We start from the raw sequence: 20,582 nt of genomic DNA, 5'->3' as shown, positions 1-20,582 counted from the left end.
TTCAGCGCAGGCCTGGTTTGGCTCAGCCGCCAGCGCTCATTTCGCGCGAACGGGCGGCCGATGCTTCGACGGCGGCCGTGAGCACGGCCGGCAGGTCGGCATCCTGCAGCACCGTGATGGCGCGTTCCGTCGTGCCGTTGGGGCTCGTGACGTCGCGGCGCAGTTGCTCTGCGGACTTGCCGGAGACGCGAAGCATTTCGAGCGCACCGGTGAAGGTTTGCACGACAAGGCGCTCGGCTTCGTCGGCCGAGAAGCCCTGCGCCTCGGCACCCCGCATGAACGACTCGACCAGGTAGTAGACGTACGCGGGGCCGCTGCCGGAGACCCCGGTCACTGCTTCCATGCGGCCCTCCGGCACCACGAGCGCGAGCCCGACCGCCTCGAAAAGGGCCATGACGCTCGCGAACTGCGCATCATCGACATGCTCGCCGGGGCTGAGCGCCGTCACGCCAAGCCCGACCGCCGTCGGCGTATTCGGCATCGAGCGCACGACCGACGTGCCCGACGGCAGCACCGCCTCCATCGCGGCGATCGACACCGCCGCAGCGACACTCACCACGACGGCGCCCGGCGCAAGGGCAGGCCCGATCTCGCGCAGCACGTCGGCCACCATCCCCGGCTTGACTCCGATGATGACGATGTCGGCACCATCGACGGCGACGAGATTCGCACGGGCATCCGACTCAAGCGAGAGCGAGGTGACAGATGCCGGCCACGAGCGGGCTGCGGCACTGGTATCTGTGCGGTTCGTCACCCGGATGTCGGCGGCGGCGAACCCGCTGTCTGCAAGGAGCCCCCGGAGGATCGAGGAGCCCATGGAGCCGGCACCGAGGAAAGCGATCGTCGGAGGGAAATCTGTCATGGCAGCATCCTAGGATTGATCGCATGAGCGCTACCGGCGGAAGCAAGGCAATCATCGCGGCGCTGCTCGCGAATACGGGCATTGCCATCACCAAGTTCATCGCCTGGTTCTTCTCCGGCTCGAGCGCCATGCTCGCTGAGGGTGTGCACTCGGTTGCCGACGCGGGCAACCAGGCCCTCCTGTTGCTTGGCGGGCGCAAGGCGAAGAAGAAAGCCGACATCGAGCATCCGTTCGGCTACGGCCGCGAGCGCTATGTCTACGCCTTCGTCGTCTCGATCATCCTCTTCAGCGTCGGCGGCGTGTTCTCCCTCTATGAGGGCGTCAACAAGCTCACGCACCCGCACCCCCTTGAGGTGCCGTGGCTGCCCATCGTGGTGCTGCTGATCGCGATCACGCTCGAATCGTTCTCGCTCCGAACCGCCGTGCGGGAGTCGAACCTTGTGCGCGGCAAGCAGACGTGGGTGCAGTTCGTGCGCCGGGCGAAGCAACCAGAACTGCCCGTCGTGCTGCTTGAGGATGTCGCGGCGCTCCTCGGCCTCGTCTTCGCCCTCGCGGGCGTCGGCCTCACCATCCTCACCGGTGACCCGATGTGGGATGCCATCGGAACGATCGCGATCGGCCTGCTGCTCGTGCTCGTCGCCGTCGTGCTCGGCATCGAGACGAAGAGCCTGCTCGTCGGCGAAGGTGCCTCCGCTGGCGACACCGATGCGATCCGCGATGCCATCAACGCGCACCCCGAGGTCGAGTCGCTCATCCACATGAAAACCCTCTACCTGGGCCCCGACGAAATGCTCGTCGGCGCCAAGGTCGCATTCGCCCCAAAGGAGCGGATGACCGACATTGCCGAGAGCATCGACGAGGTCGAGACCGCCATCCGCGAAGCCGTGCCTGCCGCCCGCGTCATCTACATCGAGCCCGACATCTATCGCAAGCCCTCAGATGCCAACCCGTCAACCGACGTGTTCGTCATCCGCGGCCTCGACTGACGTCCGCAGTCGCTCGAAGAAGGCCGTGAGCTGGGCAGCGCACGCCTCCGCCTCCACCCCCGCAAAGACCTCAGCGCGATACGGAAGCCGCCGATCGCGCAGCAGGTCATGCACACTGCCGGATGCCCCGGCCTTCTCGTCCCACGCACCGAACACCACGACGGGCACGCGTGCGGCGAGGATCGCCCCGGCACACATGACACACGGTTCGAGTGTCACGATGAGCGTTGTGCCCTCGAGGTGCCAGTCGCCCGTGGCATCCGCCGCCGCCCGCAGCGCGAGGATCTCGGCGTGCGCTGTGGGGTCTTGGCGCAGTTCGCGCTCATTGCGGCCACGCCCGATGACGCTGCCGTCGGCGGCGAGCACCACCGCTGCCACTGGTACGTCGGCGTGTGCGGCGGCGAGCTCCGCATCGGCGATGAGTTCGCGCATCCGCTCCGCGTAGGCGGCGGGGCTATTCGCGGCTGGGCTGTTCACGTCCACTCCTCACCCTTCACTCGACACGGTGCTCCTCGGCTAGGTTTGAGCGTATGCGAGTTCACGTTGCCGACCACCCGCTCATCACGCACAAGCTCACCGTGTTGCGCGACGAGAACACCGCCTCCCCCACCTTCCGCGCCCTCACCGAAGAGCTTGTGACGCTGCTCGCCTATGAGGCGACACGCAACGTTCGCACTGTGCCGCTCACCATCCAGACCCCGGTCGCCGAGACGACGGGGCTCGCGATCGCGAACCCTCGCCCCCTTGTCGTGCCCATCCTGCGCGCCGGCCTCGGCATGCTCGAGGGCATGGTAAAGCTCGTGCCAACCGCCGAGGTCGGGTTCCTCGGCATGGTGCGCAATGAGGAGACGCTCGAGCCGACCACCTATGCCGAGCGGCTGCCAGACGATTTGTCGAACCGGCAGTGCTTCGTGCTCGACCCCATGCTCGCGACGGGTGGGTCGCTGCTCGCCGCCGTCAACTATCTCTTCGACCGCGGTGCACAGGATGTCACGGCGATCTGCCTCCTCGGCACCCCCGAGGGTCTTTCCGCCATCGATAAGGCCACCGAGGGTCGCGACCTCACGATTGTGCTCGGTGCGCTCGACGAGCGCCTCAACGAGCACGGCTACATCGTGCCGGGCCTTGGCGACGCCGGCGATCGTCTCTACGGCACGGTCTAACCACCGTCGGGCACTTTCTCGCGGCACGACTTGCCTTTTTGCCCCTCTCTCACCGATACTTGAGCCCATGACTCCATTCGCGCGCACCTTGACCTCTTCTGGGGCTTCGAGGAATGCCGGCATGATGCTGGCACGCAGCGCGATGTGTTGTCGAATGTGCGCCTAACCCGGCACTCAACCGCCGAGTTCGCCCTCACCCAGCCCGCTGCTGTTGCGGCGTTGCTATGAGCCAGAACTCCGGGTGACCTCCCCCTCATAGCGGGGCGATCATCCTCAGCGCACACCTGAAGTCACCGAAGGATCACACCCTCATCATTAGAGGCCCTTCACCCCTCCGAAGGAATTCGACCAATGTCACTTGCATACGACCTTTCCCGTCCCACCACCACCGATGCCGCGCTGAACCTGGCGCCGACCACGACACCAGCTGTCACGGCGGCTCCGGAGGCTGCAGCATCCGCTCCCCGTCGCCTGCGCGCCGTGCCCGAGGGCACCGAGGCACGCGGCTTCGTGCTCTACGTCGGCGTCGATGAGCTCAAGGCTGCCGCCGCAGGCACCGACCTTGGTGCCATCGTTGAGGCACTGAAGACGCTCACGCAGCAACTCGTACCGAGCGCAGAAACCTACGCGGCGGTCGCGCTCGCCCCGCAGGGCGTCGGCGGTCGCGATGTCGACGTGGTGCGGCTCGCGCTGCAAGACCCAGCGGCGCTCGCGAAGCACCGTCAGCAGGACGAGGCGACCATCGAGCCGGAGTCTCGCGGCGGCGTCATCGTGGACCTCTCGCGCAAGCGGGTCGTCCTCGACGGCGACATCGCACCCCTCACGTACAAGGAGTTCGAGCTGCTGCAGTACCTCGTGCTTCGCGAGGGTCGCACGATCGACCGCGCCGAACTCATCTCAGGCCTCTGGGGCGTCGACGACGAGGATGCACCCAACGAGCGCACCATTGACGTGCACGTGCGCCGCCTGCGCTCGAAGCTCGGTGGCTACGACGAGATTGTGCGCACTGTGCGCGGCGTCGGCTACCGCTTCGACCGCCACGCGGACGTCTCGGTGCAGCACACCAGCACACCGTCGCCCGACCGCTTCTAGAACCTCTCGATCGATCCGGAATCAAGAAGTATCGGATAACTGCACGCCTTTATGGTGGGGTAATCCGATACTCACCGATCGAGGAGCAGACATGACGGGCACGACCGAAACAGGGTTTTCAGAAGAAGAGCGCGCCGCGATGAAGGCGCGCGCGAAGGAACTTAAGGCTGAGGCTAGCGGGGGCAAAGGCGCGAAGAAGGCGGCAGCGGATCAGTCGGCCGTGCTGACGAAGATCGCCGGGATGGCACCTGCCGACGCCGCACTCGCAGCACGCCTCCACGAGCTCGTGACGGATGCTGCGCCGGAACTCGCCGCAAAGCTCTGGTACGGCCAGCCGGCGTGGGCCAAAGACGGCAAGATCGTGTGCTTCTTTCGCAGCGGCGCCGATGACAAAGAGCGGTATTCGACCTTCGGATTCAGCACCGCTGCAAGCCTCGACGACGGCGGATTCTGGCCAACGTCATATGCCGTGAGCCGACTCAGCGCTGCAGACGAGAAGGCGATCAGCGAGCTTGTTCGCCGGGCGGTGGCCTGACCTGGTGCAGCGCACTGTCGGGCACGACATCGATGCACAGCAAACTTGCAGAAAAATAACGGTTTGGTAACTAGCGCGCTGTTACCTAACCGTTATAGAGTCTGATGCAGCGGAAGTTGTTTGCTGTGGCAGCTCCCGCGGAATGTGATTGCAGGACACTCTTGGTGCAAGGGAGAGGGCCCGTCGTAAGCCTCTACGACGGGCCCTCAATCCGTTAAGCGGCGCACCCGCCCCTCCGGCCCTATTCTTGACTTGGCACGAGAGGGGCCCCGATGACATCGAAGTCGACCGCCGTATCGGCGTGGGAGTCGCTCTTTCGGGCGCAAGTCACCGTGATGCGTCAACTCAACGCCGAATTCCGGACGCCTGAGATATCGCTTGTCGAATATGACGTGCTGTTCAACCTGACACGGCACCCGGGCCGGGCCCTGCGCATCCGCGACCTTGTCGAAGACCTGCTCATCACGCAGCCAAGCGTGAGCCGCCTCGTCGATCGCCTCGCCGCACGCGGACTCATCACCAAGTGCGCGGACCCCACGGATGCCCGCGGCGTCATCGTCGCCATCACCGACGAGGGCTTCAGCCTCTTTCGTCGGGTCGCCGTTGCTCACATGCAGTCGATCAGCGATCACGTGGGATCGGCGCTGAACGACGAGGAGCTTGAGCAGCTCGAAGCGCTGTGCAACAAGCTGCGCACGAATGTGCGCGATGGGGGCATCGGCGCGAACTGAGCAGGCCGAGCACCACCAGCGCCGCCAGCAGACCGTTCCAGGAGACCGCCTGCGTCGAGGAGTCGGCACTCGCCGCATCGAGCAGCGCCACCTCGTCCTCCCCCACCGCGAGCGGTGAGACCTCGAGGGCGCACCGCGAGCGATCAGCTCGCGCATCCCGCCCGAAGGGAATCGAACCCTACTTCGTGCTGTTTTCAGGATGGTGATCGATCAGAAACCGCGGATTCATGCGGTTCTTGAGCCGGAGTCGATCAGCACCACCTTCGATCCCGTTGAGGGTGACTCGTGGGCACGCGGTGGGCACGCTTCAGCGCTCTAAACGTCACGCCGATGGCCGAGAGCGATCACCGCAACGATGAGAACGTCATCGTCGATGGTGTAGATAATGCGGTAGGTGCCGATGCGCACGCGCCTACCCGAACGCCCACGCGGAGCCTTCGCACCGGGAGGACGAAGCTTCTCGCCGAGTAGCGCGATCGCACCACGGATCCGCTCCCGGTCTTGGTGGTCGATCTGTCTCAGAGCGCGAACCGCAGCCGGGCGCAGCTCGATCCGGTAGATCACGAGCAGCCCAGATCGGCCTTCACCTGCGCCCACGGGATGCTAGGGCCTTCTTCCGCCATCGCTTCATCGAACGCGGCGACATCCTCGGCATCCTCGAGCGCCTCAATCAGTCGCTCGTACTGCTCGGGACTGACCACGACAGCCGCGCGCTGACTGCGTCGCTAGTGCCGGCAGGACATATGTGGCGAGACAAGTAGACGCGCTCGCTTGAACTGTCGTATTCGTAACGTGCATGCGTATCCTTCGAAATCGCTTTGAAACATTACCTTCGTAATGTTTGGAGTGCAGCGCCTCCTCTCGGGCGCAGACCTTTCAGCAGGAGGATTCATGACCTTTTTCGCCAAACCGGACCTTGCGTTGAGCGAGCCGTTCGTTGATGGAGCAACCCGCGTCCAGTACCTGCGGCGTTTCGGAGACAACGGAAGGGAAGACCTGGCCGCTGGCTACTGGTTCGCGAACCCCGAGCAGATGCCCGACGTCGTTCACATCGGCGTCATCGAACTCGACAACTCTCTGACCGTCTTGGAGGGGCTCTTGGAGTACACCGAAATCGGTGGCGACACGTATCGAGTAGGCCCCGGGGAAAGCATCGCTCTCGTCGCCGGCTCGGAATACACCGTCCAGGTACTCGCGCCCACCATTGAATTCTTTGTCTACAGCATCCCGTCCGCGACGCGCTGACTGCGCAACCGCCTGGACGCCCTCGGCATCCGCCATGCCGCGCTCAATGACGTCCGCGCTCGTCTAGAACAGAAAGGTCGCTGACCGTGCAGTCTGAGTCCGATAGGTCCTCCATCGATAGCACCGAACTCCGTCGAGTACTGGCTCGCTTCCCCTCCGGAGTCGCGGCAATCGCCGCTTGGGTCGATGGTGAAGAACGCGTTCTCGTGGCGTCAAGCTTCACCGTGGGCGTCTCGCTCGAGCCAGCTCTGGTGATGTTCGCCGTTCAACACACGTCGACGACCTGGCCACGACTCCAATCCGCCCCACGGTTGGGCATTTCCGTGTTTGCGCACGAGCAAGCGGCGCTCTGCAGGCAGCTCGCGTCGCGCGATAAGACGATTCGGTGGGCCGGAGTAGAACGGCACGCGAGCTCCGAGTCAGCGATTCTTCTCGCCGACGCGGCGCTCACCTTCGAGGCGACGATCTACTCCATCCACCCGGCCGGCGACCACGACATCGTGGTGCTGCAACTCGTCACTGCCAGCGCGCACCACGAACGCCAAGCCCTCGTGTTCCATGACTCCCAGTTCCGGAGCATCGCCTAAGCCTCCGCGAAAGACCGTATCTCCCCCTGCGAACGACGTCGCGCCGATCCGTGCGCGACGGCCACAAAGAAATGAGGACACCATGACACGACCGTTCCGACTCGCGATGATCACCGAATTTGCCCCTCCCGGATGGCACTCGCTGACCGACCGGAGTTTCGGCGGGGACTGGTGGACGGGTGACGTTTTCGTCGACTGGGCACAAAAACTCGAAGCCGCACGATTCGACTTCCTCTTCTTCGAGAACTTGCAGGCGATCGGGGGCCCCGCGGGCGATCACACCCGGCCGGTGACCTACGGTGTCAACTCACCAAAGTACGATCCGCTACCGTTGGTCGCGAAGATTGCCAGCCACACGGACAGCATCGGCATCATCGCCACGGCCTCGACGGCGTTCTACCCGCCCTACCTGCTCGCACGCCTCATGTCGACGCTCAACGTGGTCTCGGGAGGTCGCGCCGGGTGGAACATCGTCACCTCGAGCAACGACCTGGAGGCACTCAACTTCGGGAATGAGCCCCTCCCCAACGGCCCTGAGCGTTACCGGCGCGCGCACGAGTACCTCGACCTCGTCAAGCAGCTCTGGGCCTCCTATCCCAACGAAGCCTTGGTCCGGGACGAGGCAACCGGGGTCTACGCCGATCCGGCGAAGGTGCACACCGTTGACTTCACCGGCGAATACTTCGCATCCCGCGGACCGCTGATGGGATTCCCCGGACCGGGCGGAGGCCCGGTCCTCGCGCAGGCAGGCGCGTCGGAGGAGGGTCGCGCCTTCGCAGCACAGCACGCCGATGTCATCTTCGCTTCGTCGGCTGGAGGGGACGTCGAGGTCATGAAGGAGTTCCGGGATGACATCCGCGCTCGCGCCGCAGCCATCGGACGGGACCCGGGCACGATCAAGGTTTTCTACGACATGGACGCCTTCATCACCCATGACGATGACCCCGACTACGACGTCAACACCATTTCCGACGACTACTTCGAGATGATCAAGGAACGGTGGGGGTTCATGTTGAACGGCGACATCGACGCCCTCGACCCGCACCAGCCCTTCCCGCTCGATTGGCCGGAGACGGGCATCACAACCGTTGTCAACGACTTCAAGCGCATGGCGCAGGAAGGGCTCAGCTTCCGCGAATCGTTGATCCGATACGAACTCGTCGGCACCGAAAGCCCCTTCCACGGCCCCGTCGAGAAGGTGGGCGAATCGCTCATCCGCCTCATGGATGAGGTCGGAGGCGACGGACTCATGCTTCGTGGCGGTCGCACGATGAGCACGCTGCCCGTCTCGCAGGGGGAGCACGTCCGACGCATTACCGAGGAACTNAATCGCTCATCCGCCTCATGGATGAGGTCGGAGGCGACGGACTCATGCTTCGTGGCGGTCGCACGATGAGCACGCTGCCCGTCTCGCAGGGGGAGCACGTCCGACGCATTACCGAGGAACTCACCCCGTATCTGCAGGCCCGGGGCGCATCTCCGTCCACCTACGCGGGGACCACGTTCCGCGAAAATCTGCAGTAGCTGCTCGCCGCGAGGGGATTCACGCCGACGTTCGGTCGTGAATCCCCTCGCAGCCCGGCTGTAGGCCTTGCCCAACTCGACGAGGTCGGCATGGCTTAACCTGAGGGACATGCACGCACAGAACCGCAAGTGCATCTGACCTGAGGCAGGCCGTTATGTCATCAAGCCGCCGGATCGCATTCGGCGACGGCCGCGAAGCCGTCATCCGCGCCACGATCAGACTCGTCGCCAACGAAGGAACACGTAGTCTCAGCTACCGACGGATTGCCGCCGAGGCCGGGGTGAGCCACGGTGCCATCCAGCACCATTTCGAATCCATCGACCACATTCTCGATGAAGCCCTTGGACTCGCGTTCTCTACGCTGTTCGACGACTTCCGCGAACCACAGACCCTCGGCGACTTTTTGGACTCCGTCGTCCGCTCCACCGACGCGGACCCCGAAATGACCGCGTTCGAGACACACATCCTCCTCGAAGCATCACGAAACCCCGCTCTTCGTGCAAGCACAGAGGCGTACATACGCAAATTTCGGGAGTTCATCACGAATGCACTCGCCCGGATCGGTGTCGCCACGGATGACGTCATTGTCGACGCGGTCATGGGGCTGACGTTCGGGATCGTCTACTTCCGAGTGGTGCGCGGCGAGAGCGATCGGGAGTTCCTCCTGAGCCAGCTCGCGGGAAGCCAACTGCTCATGAGCGCGCTGCCCGCCGCCGCGAACTGAATCCCCTCCAGGAAGAAGAGATCAGAAAGAAGAGAAAGGCCACCATGCACGTGCTCGACCGAGCGGCACCCGTACCCGGAGGTGCCGATTCTCGGCTCGACCGGCTGACACCGGCGGATGTGCGACGGCTGCAGAGTGCAGTGGGCGCGACGGGAGTCTCCGCACGCACTGTGCAACTGCCCCATGCTGTGCTGCGCACCATGCTCGCCGAGGCGGTGCGAGAGGAGTACATCAGCCGCAACGTCGCCAGCCGCGTGCGAGCACCACGACAGGAGAAGGTTGAGGTCAGGCCGTGGTCGGTTGTCGATCCTCGAGGTTCGGATCCGCGCGAGCTATGAGCCGACAGGACAACTCCGCTTCGCAGACGATCCCGCCGCCTGGGCACGGCTGGCACATCGCGCGTTCCGCACGCCCTACCTCGTCGTGGTGGTCCTGACCGACACTGATCCCGACGCGCGGCGGCGCGAGCACGAGAAGTGGGCGGCCTCCATGCGAGAGCTAGCCCGCGGCGCGCAAGAAGACATCCGCCGCCCCCGAGGCGAATGACCGGGCCGCGTTGCTGTCACGGTTGCTGTCAGCCAGAGACAGCGCTCACGTCGACCCACTCTCAACAAGAAAGGAAAGAGCAATGGAGAAGACCAAACGGGCCCGGACAACCAGGGAAGCTGCCCACACGAGTGGATCGCTTCGGAGAAGTGCGCCCGAAGGGACTCGAACCCCTAACCTTCTGATCCGTAGTCAGATGCTCTATCCATTGAGCTACGGGCGCATGTCGGGGCGAAACCCGACTGGATGACTATACCAGCCAGTCGGAGGGAGTTCGAACGGGGTGGGTTTCGATACGGCCCTAGCGGGCCTACTCAACCAGCGAGGGTGGCGCGGGCCTACTCAACCAGCGCCGGTTGAGTAGCGAGCGCCAGCGAGCGTATCGAAACCAACCGGCGACGGCGTCAGGAGCGCACGAGCCGCGCGATCGCGGCGGACGCTTCGGCGATCTTCGCGTCAGCGACGGGGCCGCCCTCGCGCGTTGCTTCGGCGACGCAGTGTTTGAGGTGGTCGTCGAGCAGCGCGAGCGCAACGGTTTCGAGGGCGCTCGTTGCCGCGGAAACCTGCGTGAGCACGTCGATGCAGTACGTGTCTTCTTCGACCATGCGGTGGATGCCGCGGACCTGACCCTCAGCACGCCTGAGGCGTTTGAGCAGCTGCTCTTTGTTGTCGCTGTACCCGTGCACGGTGCATCCTTTCGTCGGCCGTCCTTGTCATTTATACCCCATGGGGGTATCGTCGTCCACATGAAGACCGAATACAGCGTAAATGGAATGACCTGCCAGCACTGCGTCGCCTCCGTGACCGAAGAGGTGTCGAAGATCGCGGGCGTGACAAACGTCGCCGTCGACCTGCCCTCGGGTGTTGTGAGCGTCGAGAGCGACGGCACCCCCGATGCGGAAGCCATCGCCGCCGCGATCGATGAGGCCGGCTACGAGCTCGGCACCACCCCGACAGGAGCGTGACAACGCATCATGACTGACACCAGAGCCGCCAGCATCGACCTGGACCTCGCCGTCCAGGGGATGACGTGCGCCTCCTGCGCGGGCCGCATCGAGAAGCGGCTCAACAGGCTCGACGGGGTCGAGGCATCCGTCAACTACGCGACCGAGAAGGCGAGCGTGCGGTTTCCCGCGACGCTCGACCCGGCGGCGCTCATCGCCGAGGTGGAGAAGGCCGGCTACACGGCGGAGCTGCCACCGCCCCCCGAGCACACCAAGCACGACCCGCATGCCGACCACCTCGCCGACGCGAGTGACAGCGAGCTCGCCTCGCTGCGCACGCGCGTCATCGTGAGCGCCCTGCTCGCACTGCCGGTCGTCGTGCTCGCGATGGTGCCCGCGTGGCAGTTCACCTACTGGCAGTGGCTCTCGCTCACGCTCGCAGCGCCCGTCGTCGTGTGGGGCGGAGCACCGTTCCACCGCGCCACCTGGGTGAACCTGCGCCACGGCGCCGCCACCATGGACACCCTCATCACGGTCGGCACCTTCGCCGCCCTCGCCTGGTCGGTGTACGCCCTCTTCTTCGGCCACGCCGGCATGCCCGGCATGACCCACGGCTTCGAACTCACCCTCGAACCCACCTCCGGCTCGGGCAACATTTACCTCGAGGTCGCCGCCGCCGTCACCGTGTTCGTGCTCGCCGGCCGCTACTTCGAGAAGAAATCCAAGCGGCAGGCCGGGGCCGCACTCCGAGCGCTGCTCGACCTCGGCGCGAACGACGTCGCCGTGCTGCGTGACGGTCGCGAAGAGCGGATGCCGGTGGGCTCCCTCGCTGTGGGCGACGAGTTCGTCGTGCGGCCCGGAGAGAAGATCGCGACCGACGGGGTGGTGGTGGCCGGGGCATCCGCCGTCGACCGCAGCATGCTTACGGGCGAATCGGTGCCGGTCGACATCGACGAGGGCGACCGAGTCGTCGGCGCCACCACCAACGTGAGCGGGCGCCTCGTCGTGCGTGCCACCAGCGTTGGCGCCGAGACGCAGCTCGCCCACATGGCGCGGCTCGTCGAGCGCGCCCAATCGGGCAAAGCCGAGGTGCAGCGCCTCGCCGACCGCATCTCGGGCATCTTCGTGCCCATCGTCTTCGTGATCGCCGCCGTCACGCTCGCGGTCTGGCTCTTCTCGGGCGCAACCCCCGAGTTCGCGTTCACTGCGGCCGTCGCGGTGCTCATCATCGCGTGCCCCTGCGCGCTCGGGCTCGCCACGCCCACCGCACTGCTCGTCGGCACCGGGCGTGGGGCGCAGCTCGGCATCATCATCCGCGGCCCAGAGGTGCTCGAATCAACCCGCCGTGTCGACACGATCGTGCTCGACAAGACCGGCACCGTCACCACCGGGCGGATGTCACTGGCCGACGTCATCACCGACGAGTCGACCACCCCGGAGCAGGCGTTGAGGCTGGCAGGTGCCCTCGAGGCCGCGTCGGAACACCCCATCGCCCGCGCGATCGCCGACGCCGCCGCCTCGCAGGGTGAGGTGCCGCCGGTCGAGTCGTTCGAGAATGTGTCGGGGCGCGGCGTGCAGGGGGTCGTCGACGGTCACGCCGTCGTCGTCGGCCGGGTGTCACTGCTCGCCGACTGGGGCCTGCAACTCGGCGAGCGCCTCGCCGCAGCGCAGCGGGACGCGGCATCCGCCGGCCGCACCTCGGTCGTGGTGGGCTGGGACGGGCAGGCGCGCGCCGTGCTGGTGGTTGCCGACACTGTGAAGCCGACGAGCGCCGAAGCGGTTGCCTCCCTGAAGGACCTCGGGCTCACACCGATACTGCTGACGGGCGACAACGAGGCGGTGGCCCGCGAGGTCGCGGCGGAGGTTGGCATCGAGCAGGTCATCGCCGATGTGCTGCCCGGCGATAAAGCAGATGTCATCACACGCCTGCAGGCGGAGGGGCACGTCGTCGCGATGGTCGGCGACGGCATCAACGATGCGCCCGCGCTCGCGCAGGCCGACCTCGGACTCTCGATGGGCACCGGCACCGACATCGCGATCGAGGCGAGCGACCTCACACTTGTCGCTGGCGACCTGCGGTCGGCGGCCGACGCCATCCGTCTCTCGCGCCGCACACTCAGCACCATCAAGGGCAACCTGTTTTGGGCGTTCGCCTACAACGTCGCGGCGATCCCCCTCGCCGCGGTCGGACTGCTCAACCCCATGATCGCCGGTGCGGCCATGGCGCTCTCGAGTGTCTTCGTCGTGAGCAACAGCCTGCGGCTGCGAGGGTTCACGCCGCGGCGGTGACGGCAACTCGGATGCAGCGGAAGCAGAAATGCGTTCGGGTCGCGGTTGATAGCGCGGCCCGAACGCTTCTGCTCTGGTCTTACCCCGCCAACACCACCAAGGCGCCAGGCCCGTCGGCGTCACTGATGAACGTTGGATCTGGGTCGCTGCCATCGACGTTCGCTCGACCGATAAGGCCGTCACTGTCGGTCCAGTAGAGATACTCACCGCTGATCGCCACACCCGCTGGCGTGTTGGCTCCCGTGATGAGGTCGAGCTCCACGTCGGTGCCTTCGAGGCTTGACCTGCTGACGGTGCCGGCGGTGCGGCTGGTCCAGTAGAGATACTCGTCGGTGATCGTCATGCCCGCGGGCGAATCCACCTCGGTCATGAACTCCTGGTCTGGTTCAGAGCCGTCGAGGTTGGATCGACCGATTGTGTTGTTGCCGTTGTTGGCCCAGTAGATGTGCTCGCCGGTGACGGCCACAGCGTTCGGGAAGTTGGCTCCAGAGACGAGGGCGTCGTTCACGTCTTCGCCGTCGAACGTCGCACGTCCGATCGTATTGTGGCTGGCGTTGGTCCAGTAGAGGTACTCGTCATCGACGGCGAGACCCGCCGGAGAACTCAGCCCGGTCAGGAACTCCTGGTCCACCTCAGTGCCGTCGAGCTTCGCACGGCCGATCGTGTTCTGATCGCCGTTGCTCCAGTAGATGAACTCACCCTGGATTGCGACCCCGATCGGAAAGCTGGCTCCGGTAATGAAGTCGGCATTGACGTCCGTGCCGTCAAGGTTTGCGCCACCGATGGAATTGACGCCTTCGTCGCGGGTGGGCACGCCGACCTCTGTGCCACTGTTGGTCCAGAAGATTCGATCGCCCACAGCATCTCCGCCGCCACCTTCAGCGGAACTACATGCCGCGAGCGAGGCAACGAGCCCCAATGCCAGCGCGGCAGCCAGCATCCGACTTCCCTTGCGGCGTCGCTGGATTCGGAACTTCTTCATGTTTGCTCCCTTAGTCTCGCGACCCCGACTGGCGAGCATGTTCGCATGCTCGAGCTCTCGGGTTTAGGCACTTCCTCGTGCCCGTCACAAACGGTACTGTACGGTACCATAAGGGCGGTTTTCAAGTGCTCCGACGGCGCTTGAGCCCTTTGGGTGACTGACACAGTGTGATAGCGTCTGCTCCAATATTCGGGCAGACGAATCCGTACCGTGTCGAATATTCAGAGTTGGCAGGGCGAAGACGCCCGTGCCGCGTGCGCCGAGGCCCTTTGTGCGTGCGCGAGTTTCAAGAAGAACGTGATCAAGGAGGATCCGAAGAATGGTTGCTGAAGACAAGAACGCAGGTTCGCCAGAAGGTGGAGACGAACCTTCGCAGCAGACGAAGCAGAAATCATCTCGTCGAGATTTCTTCAAGATCGTTGGTGTAACGGGTGTCGGTGTCGCGGCAGCTGGGGCAGGAGTCGCCGCCGTTGCATCGAACGGCGGATTCGGCGGCGGAACACCGACCGCGACCCCCGCGCAAACGCTTGCCGCAACGGCCGCTCGCGGAGTTCCAGAGAACGCCACCAAGTTCGGCATCATGTTTCCGAGTCTGCGTTCGGATCCGTTCGCGCACCCCGATGACACCGTCCGCCAAGCGCTGCTTGAGGTCGGCAAGCAGGGCGGCATCATGGATGCTCTCGATGACCTGTCCGTCTCGCCGGAGCGCCTGCTGTTCGACCCCGCCGTCAACGGCAGCCCGACGGCGACCAACGCGCACGGGAGGAACCCGTTCAACCCGACACAAACGGTCGGCACGACGTTCTTCGGCCAGTTCATCACGCACGACATCTCGTTCGATGCGACCTCCGTGCTGGGCGCACCCGCGAACCCGCTCCTCACCCCGAACGAGCAGACTCCAGCACTTGACCTCGACGGAATCTTCGGCCGGGGGCCAGGCAACTCGAATGGCCTCTACGAGTCTGGCGATGCAAAGATCAAGATCGGCAGCGGCGGCGTGTACGAGACCGTTGCCCACACCGCCAACGCCGATGGCTCCTACAAGACGCTGCTCCCCGACGGCCGCAACGTGCAGACGCTCACGCTCGAAGGCATGACGGCCGCGTACATGATGGCGTACAACCAGGTTCTCGATGACCTGAACGACATCGACCTGTCGCCGTTCCCCACCGCGCGCGATGCGGACCTGTCCAACGTCAACGAACGTCATCTCGTGGCGAAAGAGATCATCCTGTGGCACTACCACTGGCTGATCATTAACGAGTACCTCCCGCAGGTTGTCGGACAGTCCGTTGTCGACGACGTGATCCAGAACGGCAACAAGTACTACAACCCGCCGTCGGGCAATGCCTACATGCCGATCGAGTTCAACTCCGCATCGTTCAAGTTCGGACACGCCCAGGCCGACTCCGCGTACCGCGCGAACTTCTCCAGCGGCACCGGCGCCAGCTCAGACCCCAATAAGGCGCCGTTCTACGGCCTCGGCTTCAACGCCGCGCTCCCCTCCGGGCGCTTCGATATGAACACCTTCGACCGCGACGACATGCTCGGGGGCTACGCCGCGCCGCGACGTTACCTCGGCTGGCAGTCATTCTTTGACTTCGGGGATGGCCAGGTCATCAACAACCGGCAGATCAACCCGAAGAACCCGAGCGTGCTCTTCACCCTTCCCATCCCCGCTATCCCTGGAACCGAGCTCGAGTTCACAGTGCTGCCGCAGCGGGACCTGCTCCGGGTGCTCACCTGGGCACTCCCGTCTGGCCAGGCGGTCGCCCGCGAGATGGGCGTCGATGCCCTGGCGAAAGAAGATCTTGAGGAGATCGGCAGTGTCTACGCGGACTTCGCGACGAAGACACCCATGTGGTACTACGAACTGGCGGAAGCCGACATCGCCGCCGATGGTCTGACACTCGGACCCGTCGGTGGGCGCATCACGACTGAGACCCTGGTCGGCCTCATGAGCGACAACGCTCGTAGTTACCTCAACCAGGACCCGGACTTCACCCCCTTCCTCGGCTCAAGTCTCAAGTACGGGGCAAACCGCAGCACCCAGATCGCGGGAAGTCGCGACTACACCCACGCCAACTTCATGTACTACGCCGGCGTGGTCGAACCAGGGGTCTACCGCTAGCTCGAACATGCCGGAGTCTTCCCGTTTGCCCTTGTAATCACAACGAAGTGGAGAAAGAAAGCAATGATGAACATCCAACGTCCCGTGCTCGCAGTACTGCTCGCGAGCGCACTCGCCTTCAGCCTTGCCGCCTGCACGTCAGAGCCGGAAAGCACGGAGACTGAAGCTTCGCCGACCGAAGCTTCAGAGCCCGCGGCGCCGCCCGTCGAAGCGCCGGCACCAACACCGACCCTGGAGCTGCTCGTCGCCGATGTCGAGATGGCCGACGGCAGCACCGCGTCGATTATCGTGAACGACGCCGGATCCGCGATGTACGTGCTCAGCGGCGACAGCACCGAAAACCCGATCTGCATCGATGAGGCATGCACCGGCTTCTGGCCGCCCGTGATCAGCAACCCGGGAGAAGCGCAGCTCAACCCCGCAGTGAGCGCCACGATGGGCGAATGGGACCACGATGGAATCAACCAGCTGACCATCAACGGTCAGCCGCTCTACACCTTCGGAGCGGACACCCCCGGCAGCGCGCTCGGCCACGGCCTGTCGAGCAACTTTGGCGACGGCATGTGGACGGTGCTTGCAGCGGATGGCACCCCGATGCCGAGCGACGGTTCCGCCGCGGTCCCAGCGCCGTAACCCTCCGTCACTGCGTGTTCGGGCACGGAGCGCCTGCTGCGTGCCCGAACACGTCCCGGTCGTGGCACCACTCCCCCTCCAACGAACTGCCCCCGCATCGAAGTAAAGGAATCAATGATGAGTCTCCGTTCTCCAGCGTCTACTGTTGGGCCTGTCCGGGCCGGATCCGGCTCGAGCGCTCCTCGGCGCCGGACCCGGAAAACGCTCCGATCGTTCGCCGTTGCGACCTCTGTGTTGGCGGCCCTCGTGCTCGCGGCCTGCAGCGCGGAAGGTGGAGACACCAGCGGCGACGATGCTGCCGAGGTCGCAACCAGCATCTACTGGGCCAACAATGGCATCCACCAGAACGAAGCCCTCATGGCGACGGCCCACACGATCGGTGTCGCAAACATTGACGGGACCGAAGTGCAGCAAGACCTGCTCGCGGACATCACGTTCCCGAGCGGCCTGGCGGTCTCCGGAGACTACATCTATTGGACCGACATCGAAGAGAGCTCGATCGGCCGGGCAAAACTCGACGGCACCGAGGCGAACCTTGAGTTCGTCACCGACGGCATCCGCCTTCCCAACGGAATCGCGGTCGACGATGAGTACATCTACTGGGCGAACAACGGCACCAACTCGATCGGACGAGCCAACCTCGACGGCACCGAGGCAGACGGATTCTTCATCAAGGGCATCCAGGTCCCGAACGGTATCGCCGTCGACGGCGAGTACATCTACTGGAGCAACTGGGTCAACGGAATCGGCCGAGCAAACATCGACGGCACCGAGGCAAACGAGGAATTCATCACCGATACGGGAGCCCAGAGCGAAACCGTGCTCTCGCCAGTCCCCATCGGCCTCACGGTGAACGACGAGAGCATCTTCTGGTCGAACATGACGGACGGCACGATCGGCCGAGCAAACATCGACGGCACTGAGGCAGACAAGAACTTCCTCCCCGGAGCAGACTTCCCGGCGGGCGTTGCCGTCGATGACGAGTACATCTACTGGGCGAATAACAGCGACACGATCGGGCGGGCCAAACTCGATGGCAGCGACCCAGACCAAAGCTTCATCACCGGCGCCGACGCCCCCGCCGGCCTCGCGGTGCGGTGAGCAGTGCAGTGTCTCTGTTCACAGTCGAAAGGAATCAAGAAACAATGACCGGCACAATTGCAGGCGCGCGCGCGTCACGCCTCTCAAAACGACTCGCAGCATTTGCCGGAACCTTATTGCTCGCGGCCTCGCTCGGCGCCTGTAGCTCAGAGAGCGCAGAGACGTCGACGCCACCGAGCGCGGAAACGACGCCGCCGGAGTCAGAGACCGACTCGACGCCTCGCGATGCGACACATATCTACTGGGCTAACCACGGCATCGAGAAGACCGATGCGCTCATGGCGACCGCCCACACGCTCAGCTCCGCAACGCTCGACGGCACGCAGGTCAACCACGAGTTCGTGACGGACGTCAACTTCGCGAGCGGGATGGCTGCCGGAGGCGATTACATCTATTGGACCGATGTCTTCGAAAACACGATCGGCAGAGTGAGCCTCGACGGCACCGACGTTGACAAGACCTTCATCGACTCCGGCGTGTACTTTGCTGTCGGCGTCGCCGTCGATGATGAGTACATTTACTGGGCCAACAACGGCACCATGACGATCGGTCGCGCGAACCTCGACGGCACCGACATCAACGAAACCTTCATCGAGTTCGACGCTGGCATTCGCATGCCGAACGCGATCGCCGTTGACGACAACTACATCTACTGGTCGAATGTCGCCAGTCAGATCGGTCGAGCGAACATCGACGGCACCGACGTGAACGAGAACTTCATGATCAATACGGGCGCCCAGAGCGGGGCCGTGCTCTCGCCGCTCCCAGTGGGTCTCACGGTTGACGACGACTACCTCTACTGGTCGAACAACAAGGACAACACGATCGGTCGGGCGAACATCGACGGCACCGAAGTCGACTTCAGCTTCATTGAGGGAGTCGACTTTTCTGGCGGAGTCGGCGTCGATGGTGAGTACATCTACTGGGCGAACAACAACGGCACCATCGGTCGAGCGCTGCTCGATGGCACTGAGGTGAACCAGAGCTTCATCACCGGGGCCGATGGGCCGGCAGGGCTTGTCGTCTGGTAGCGAACTGATCTCTCGCTGGGCGCTCAGTGCTAATGGCACTGGGCGCCCAGTGCTTTCTGCGCTCAGCGCGTGATGGCCTCAGCGCTTCCAGATGGTCTTGAGGTTGCAGAATTCACGGATTCCGGCGGCCGCGAGTTCGCGGCCTACGCCAGAATCCTTCGAGCCGCCGAAGGGGAGCTCCGGGAATGACGCCGTCATCCCGTTGATGAAGACGGCGCCGGCCTCGAGGCGCTGAGCGAACCACTCCTGCTCGTTCGCGTCAGCCGACCACACAGCAGAGCTCAGGCCGAACGTGGTGCCGTTCGCAACCTTCAGGGCCTCGTCACGATCCTCCACCCGATACACGGTGGCGACCGGGCCAAAGGCCTCTTCGAGATGCAGTCGCATGCTGCTCGTGATGCCCTCGAGCACGGTCGGCTGGTAGAACCACCCTGGAAGATCTGGGATGCTGCCACCGGTGACCACGCGGGCACCGTTGGCGACGGCGTCGTCGACCTGTGCGGCAATCTCGTCACGCCCGGAAAGCGTTGCAATCGGGCCCACATCGCTCGACTCATCGAATGGGTCCCCCACCGTGAGTGCGGCGACCTTCGCACCGAACTGCGCAACGAAGTGGTCGTACACCTCCGTATGAACGATAAACCGCTTCGCCGCGATGCACGATTGGCCGTTGTTTTGGTTCCGTGAGACGACCGCGACACTGGAGGCCTTGTCCAGGTCCGCCGACGGCATGACGATGAACGGATCGGAGCCGCCGAGTTCGAGCACAACGTGCTTCACCTCGCTCCCGGCGATCGAGGCGAGCGCGCGCCCGGCCGCCTCCGAGCCGGTGAGCGTGGCTGCCTTGACGCGAGGGTCTCGCAGGACCCGCTCAACGCCCGAAGCGGGAATGAGCAGGGCGTGGAACGCACCGGCGGGAAATCCGCCGCGTTCGAACAGTGTGTCGAGGTAGAGCGCGGCCTGCGGCACATTCGAGGCGTGCTTCAAGAGGCCAGTGTTGCCGGCCATGAGTGCTGGCGCCGCGAACCGCAATACCTGCCAGAACGGGTAGTTCCAGGGCATGACCGCCAAGACGGCGCCGATTGGTTCATAGCGAGTGCCGGCGGCGGATGCGCCCACCGCGGTCGGATCGGGCAGCGATTCCGCAGCGAGGAACGTCTCTGCGTGGTCGGCGTAGTAGCGCATGCCGCGAGCCGACTTCAGCACCTCAGCGCGCGACGCCGTGATCGGCCGGCCCATCTCGAGCGTAATCAGTCGCGCGACCTGCTCAACGTCGGCCTCCAGGAGCGCTGCGGCACGACGCATCCACTCCCCACGCTGCTGGAAGGTTGTGTCGCGTAGCGCCTCAAACGCGGTTGCCGCCGCCGCGATGCGACGCTCGACCTCCGCCTCGTCATGCGGTTCAAACGTGCGTTCGGTGCGGCCGGTAAACGGGTTCGTCGTCGCAATTGCCATGCTTGACTCCTGAGGTTGGT

23 protein-coding genes and 1 tRNA gene are annotated in these 20,582 nt (G+C 64.6%); 16 read left to right on the top strand and 8 right to left on the bottom strand.

The genetic code is table 11. The features are described from left to right. Nucleotides 1-22: 22 nt before the first annotated feature. Complete coding sequence (proC, locus tag ACY48M_RS11765) at nt 23-862, bottom strand: pyrroline-5-carboxylate reductase (protein ID WP_462820467.1); 840 nt, start codon at nt 860-862, stop codon at nt 23-25. A gap of 23 nt (nt 863-885) precedes the next feature. Between proC and ACY48M_RS11760 the strand changes: the two genes are divergently transcribed. Further along, complete coding sequence (locus ACY48M_RS11760; protein ID WP_462820466.1) at nt 886-1,848, top strand: cation diffusion facilitator family transporter; 963 nt, start codon at nt 886-888, stop codon at nt 1,846-1,848. Here ACY48M_RS11760 and ACY48M_RS11755 read toward each other — a convergent pair. Continuing rightward, nucleotides 1,813-2,280 carry a nucleoside deaminase gene (locus ACY48M_RS11755; protein ID WP_462820553.1) on the bottom strand — a complete coding sequence of 156 codons (468 nt, stop codon included), beginning with the start codon at nt 2,278-2,280 and terminating at the stop codon, nt 1,813-1,815. The two genes, ACY48M_RS11760 and ACY48M_RS11755, sit on opposite strands and share 36 nt — an antisense overlap. A gap of 98 nt (nt 2,281-2,378) precedes the next feature. Here ACY48M_RS11755 and upp point away from each other — a divergent pair, with 98 nt between their 5' ends. From upp to ACY48M_RS11735, 4 genes are all read left to right on the top strand, one after another. Beyond that, a complete protein-coding gene (upp, locus tag ACY48M_RS11750) occupies nt 2,379-3,011 on the top strand; it encodes a uracil phosphoribosyltransferase (protein ID WP_462820465.1) in 633 nt (210 codons plus the stop codon). Between the two features lie 351 nt (nt 3,012-3,362). Then, nucleotides 3,363-4,103, top strand: a complete 741-nt coding sequence (locus ACY48M_RS11745) for a winged helix-turn-helix domain-containing protein (RefSeq protein WP_462820464.1) — start codon at nt 3,363-3,365, stop codon at nt 4,101-4,103. Nucleotides 4,104-4,194: 91 nt separating this feature from the next. After that, nucleotides 4,195-4,638: a DUF1801 domain-containing protein gene (locus tag ACY48M_RS11740; RefSeq protein ID WP_462820463.1), complete on the top strand. Its 444-nt coding sequence runs from the start codon at nt 4,195-4,197 to the stop codon at nt 4,636-4,638. A gap of 272 nt (nt 4,639-4,910) precedes the next feature. Beyond that, nucleotides 4,911-5,369: a MarR family winged helix-turn-helix transcriptional regulator gene (locus tag ACY48M_RS11735; RefSeq protein WP_462820462.1), complete on the top strand. Its 459-nt coding sequence runs from the start codon at nt 4,911-4,913 to the stop codon at nt 5,367-5,369. A 315-nt stretch (nt 5,370-5,684) separates the two neighbouring features. Here the strand turns inward: ACY48M_RS11735 and ACY48M_RS11730 are convergent, their stop codons facing one another. Together ACY48M_RS11730 and ACY48M_RS11725 are read right to left on the bottom strand one after the other, a co-directional pair. Further along, nucleotides 5,685-5,933 carry a type II toxin-antitoxin system RelE family toxin gene (locus tag ACY48M_RS11730; RefSeq protein ID WP_462820461.1) on the bottom strand — a complete coding sequence of 83 codons (249 nt, stop codon included), beginning with the start codon at nt 5,931-5,933 and terminating at the stop codon, nt 5,685-5,687. Beyond that, entirely contained in the window at nt 5,930-6,070 is a 141-nt protein-coding gene (locus tag ACY48M_RS11725; RefSeq protein WP_462820460.1) for a hypothetical protein, read from the bottom strand. Before ACY48M_RS11725 ends, ACY48M_RS11730 begins: the two co-directional genes overlap by 4 nt. 190 nt (nt 6,071-6,260) lie before the next feature. Here ACY48M_RS11725 and ACY48M_RS11720 point away from each other — a divergent pair, with 190 nt between their 5' ends. The 5 genes from ACY48M_RS11720 (at nt 6,261) to ACY48M_RS11700 (ending at nt 9,788) form a co-directional block, all read left to right on the top strand. After that, nucleotides 6,261-6,614, top strand: coding sequence for a cupin domain-containing protein (locus ACY48M_RS11720; protein ID WP_462820459.1), 354 nt, complete (start codon nt 6,261-6,263; stop codon nt 6,612-6,614). Nucleotides 6,615-6,700: 86 nt separating this feature from the next. Beyond that, nucleotides 6,701-7,201 carry a flavin reductase family protein gene (locus ACY48M_RS11715; RefSeq protein ID WP_462820458.1) on the top strand — a complete coding sequence of 167 codons (501 nt, stop codon included), beginning with the start codon at nt 6,701-6,703 and terminating at the stop codon, nt 7,199-7,201. Beyond that, entirely contained in the window at nt 7,173-8,597 is a 1,425-nt protein-coding gene (locus tag ACY48M_RS11710; RefSeq protein ID WP_462820457.1) for an NtaA/DmoA family FMN-dependent monooxygenase, read from the top strand. The genes ACY48M_RS11715 and ACY48M_RS11710 overlap by 29 nt, the downstream gene beginning before the upstream one ends. Nucleotides 8,598-8,880: 283 nt before the next feature. Continuing rightward, on the top strand, nt 8,881-9,450 hold the full coding sequence (locus tag ACY48M_RS11705) for a TetR/AcrR family transcriptional regulator (RefSeq protein WP_462820456.1): 570 nt from the start codon (nt 8,881-8,883) through the stop codon (nt 9,448-9,450). Nucleotides 9,451-9,494: 44 nt separating this feature from the next. Next, entirely contained in the window at nt 9,495-9,788 is a 294-nt protein-coding gene (locus ACY48M_RS11700) for a hypothetical protein (protein WP_462820455.1), read from the top strand. 358 nt (nt 9,789-10,146) lie between these two features. Here the strand turns inward: ACY48M_RS11700 and ACY48M_RS11695 are convergent. Continuing rightward, a tRNA-Arg gene (locus ACY48M_RS11695) sits at nt 10,147-10,219 on the bottom strand. A 181-nt stretch (nt 10,220-10,400) separates the two neighbouring features. Further along, a complete protein-coding gene (locus tag ACY48M_RS11690) occupies nt 10,401-10,682 on the bottom strand; it encodes a metal-sensitive transcriptional regulator (RefSeq protein WP_462820454.1) in 282 nt (93 codons plus the stop codon). A 60-nt stretch (nt 10,683-10,742) separates the two neighbouring features. On the opposite strand from ACY48M_RS11690, the gene ACY48M_RS11685 reads away from it, so the two are divergent. Next, nucleotides 10,743-10,961 (top strand): heavy-metal-associated domain-containing protein, encoded by a 219-nt coding sequence (locus ACY48M_RS11685; protein WP_462820453.1) that lies wholly within the window; start codon nt 10,743-10,745, stop codon nt 10,959-10,961. Nucleotides 10,962-10,970: 9 nt separating this feature from the next. Then, a complete protein-coding gene (locus ACY48M_RS11680; protein WP_462820452.1) occupies nt 10,971-13,229 on the top strand; it encodes a heavy metal translocating P-type ATPase in 2,259 nt (752 codons plus the stop codon). 79 nt (nt 13,230-13,308) lie between these two features. Here ACY48M_RS11680 and ACY48M_RS11675 read toward each other — a convergent pair whose 3' ends face one another. Beyond that, entirely contained in the window at nt 13,309-14,211 is a 903-nt protein-coding gene (locus ACY48M_RS11675) for a virginiamycin B lyase family protein (RefSeq protein WP_462820451.1), read from the bottom strand. A 319-nt stretch (nt 14,212-14,530) separates the two neighbouring features. Between ACY48M_RS11675 and ACY48M_RS11670 the strand changes: the two genes are divergently transcribed. From ACY48M_RS11670 to ACY48M_RS11655, 4 genes are all read left to right on the top strand, one after another. Continuing rightward, entirely contained in the window at nt 14,531-16,342 is a 1,812-nt protein-coding gene (locus ACY48M_RS11670) for a peroxidase family protein (RefSeq protein WP_462820450.1), read from the top strand. A gap of 66 nt (nt 16,343-16,408) precedes the next feature. Further along, complete coding sequence (locus ACY48M_RS11665; protein ID WP_462820449.1) at nt 16,409-16,975, top strand: COG4315 family predicted lipoprotein; 567 nt, start codon at nt 16,409-16,411, stop codon at nt 16,973-16,975. Nucleotides 16,976-17,206: 231 nt separating this feature from the next. Next, on the top strand, nt 17,207-18,076 hold the full coding sequence (locus ACY48M_RS11660; protein ID WP_462820448.1) for a DUF5050 domain-containing protein: 870 nt from the start codon (nt 17,207-17,209) through the stop codon (nt 18,074-18,076). A 44-nt stretch (nt 18,077-18,120) separates the two neighbouring features. After that, nucleotides 18,121-19,107: a DUF5050 domain-containing protein gene (locus tag ACY48M_RS11655; protein WP_462820447.1), complete on the top strand. Its 987-nt coding sequence runs from the start codon at nt 18,121-18,123 to the stop codon at nt 19,105-19,107. Nucleotides 19,108-19,185: 78 nt separating this feature from the next. Here the strand turns inward: ACY48M_RS11655 and ACY48M_RS11650 are convergent, their stop codons facing one another. Continuing rightward, nucleotides 19,186-20,562, bottom strand: a complete 1,377-nt coding sequence (locus tag ACY48M_RS11650) for an NADP-dependent succinic semialdehyde dehydrogenase (protein WP_462820446.1) — start codon at nt 20,560-20,562, stop codon at nt 19,186-19,188. Nucleotides 20,563-20,582: the final 20 nt, after the last annotated feature.

The organism is Homoserinimonas flava, from assembly GCF_054969005.1.
This window is presented reverse-complemented; position numbering and strand designations above follow the sequence as displayed.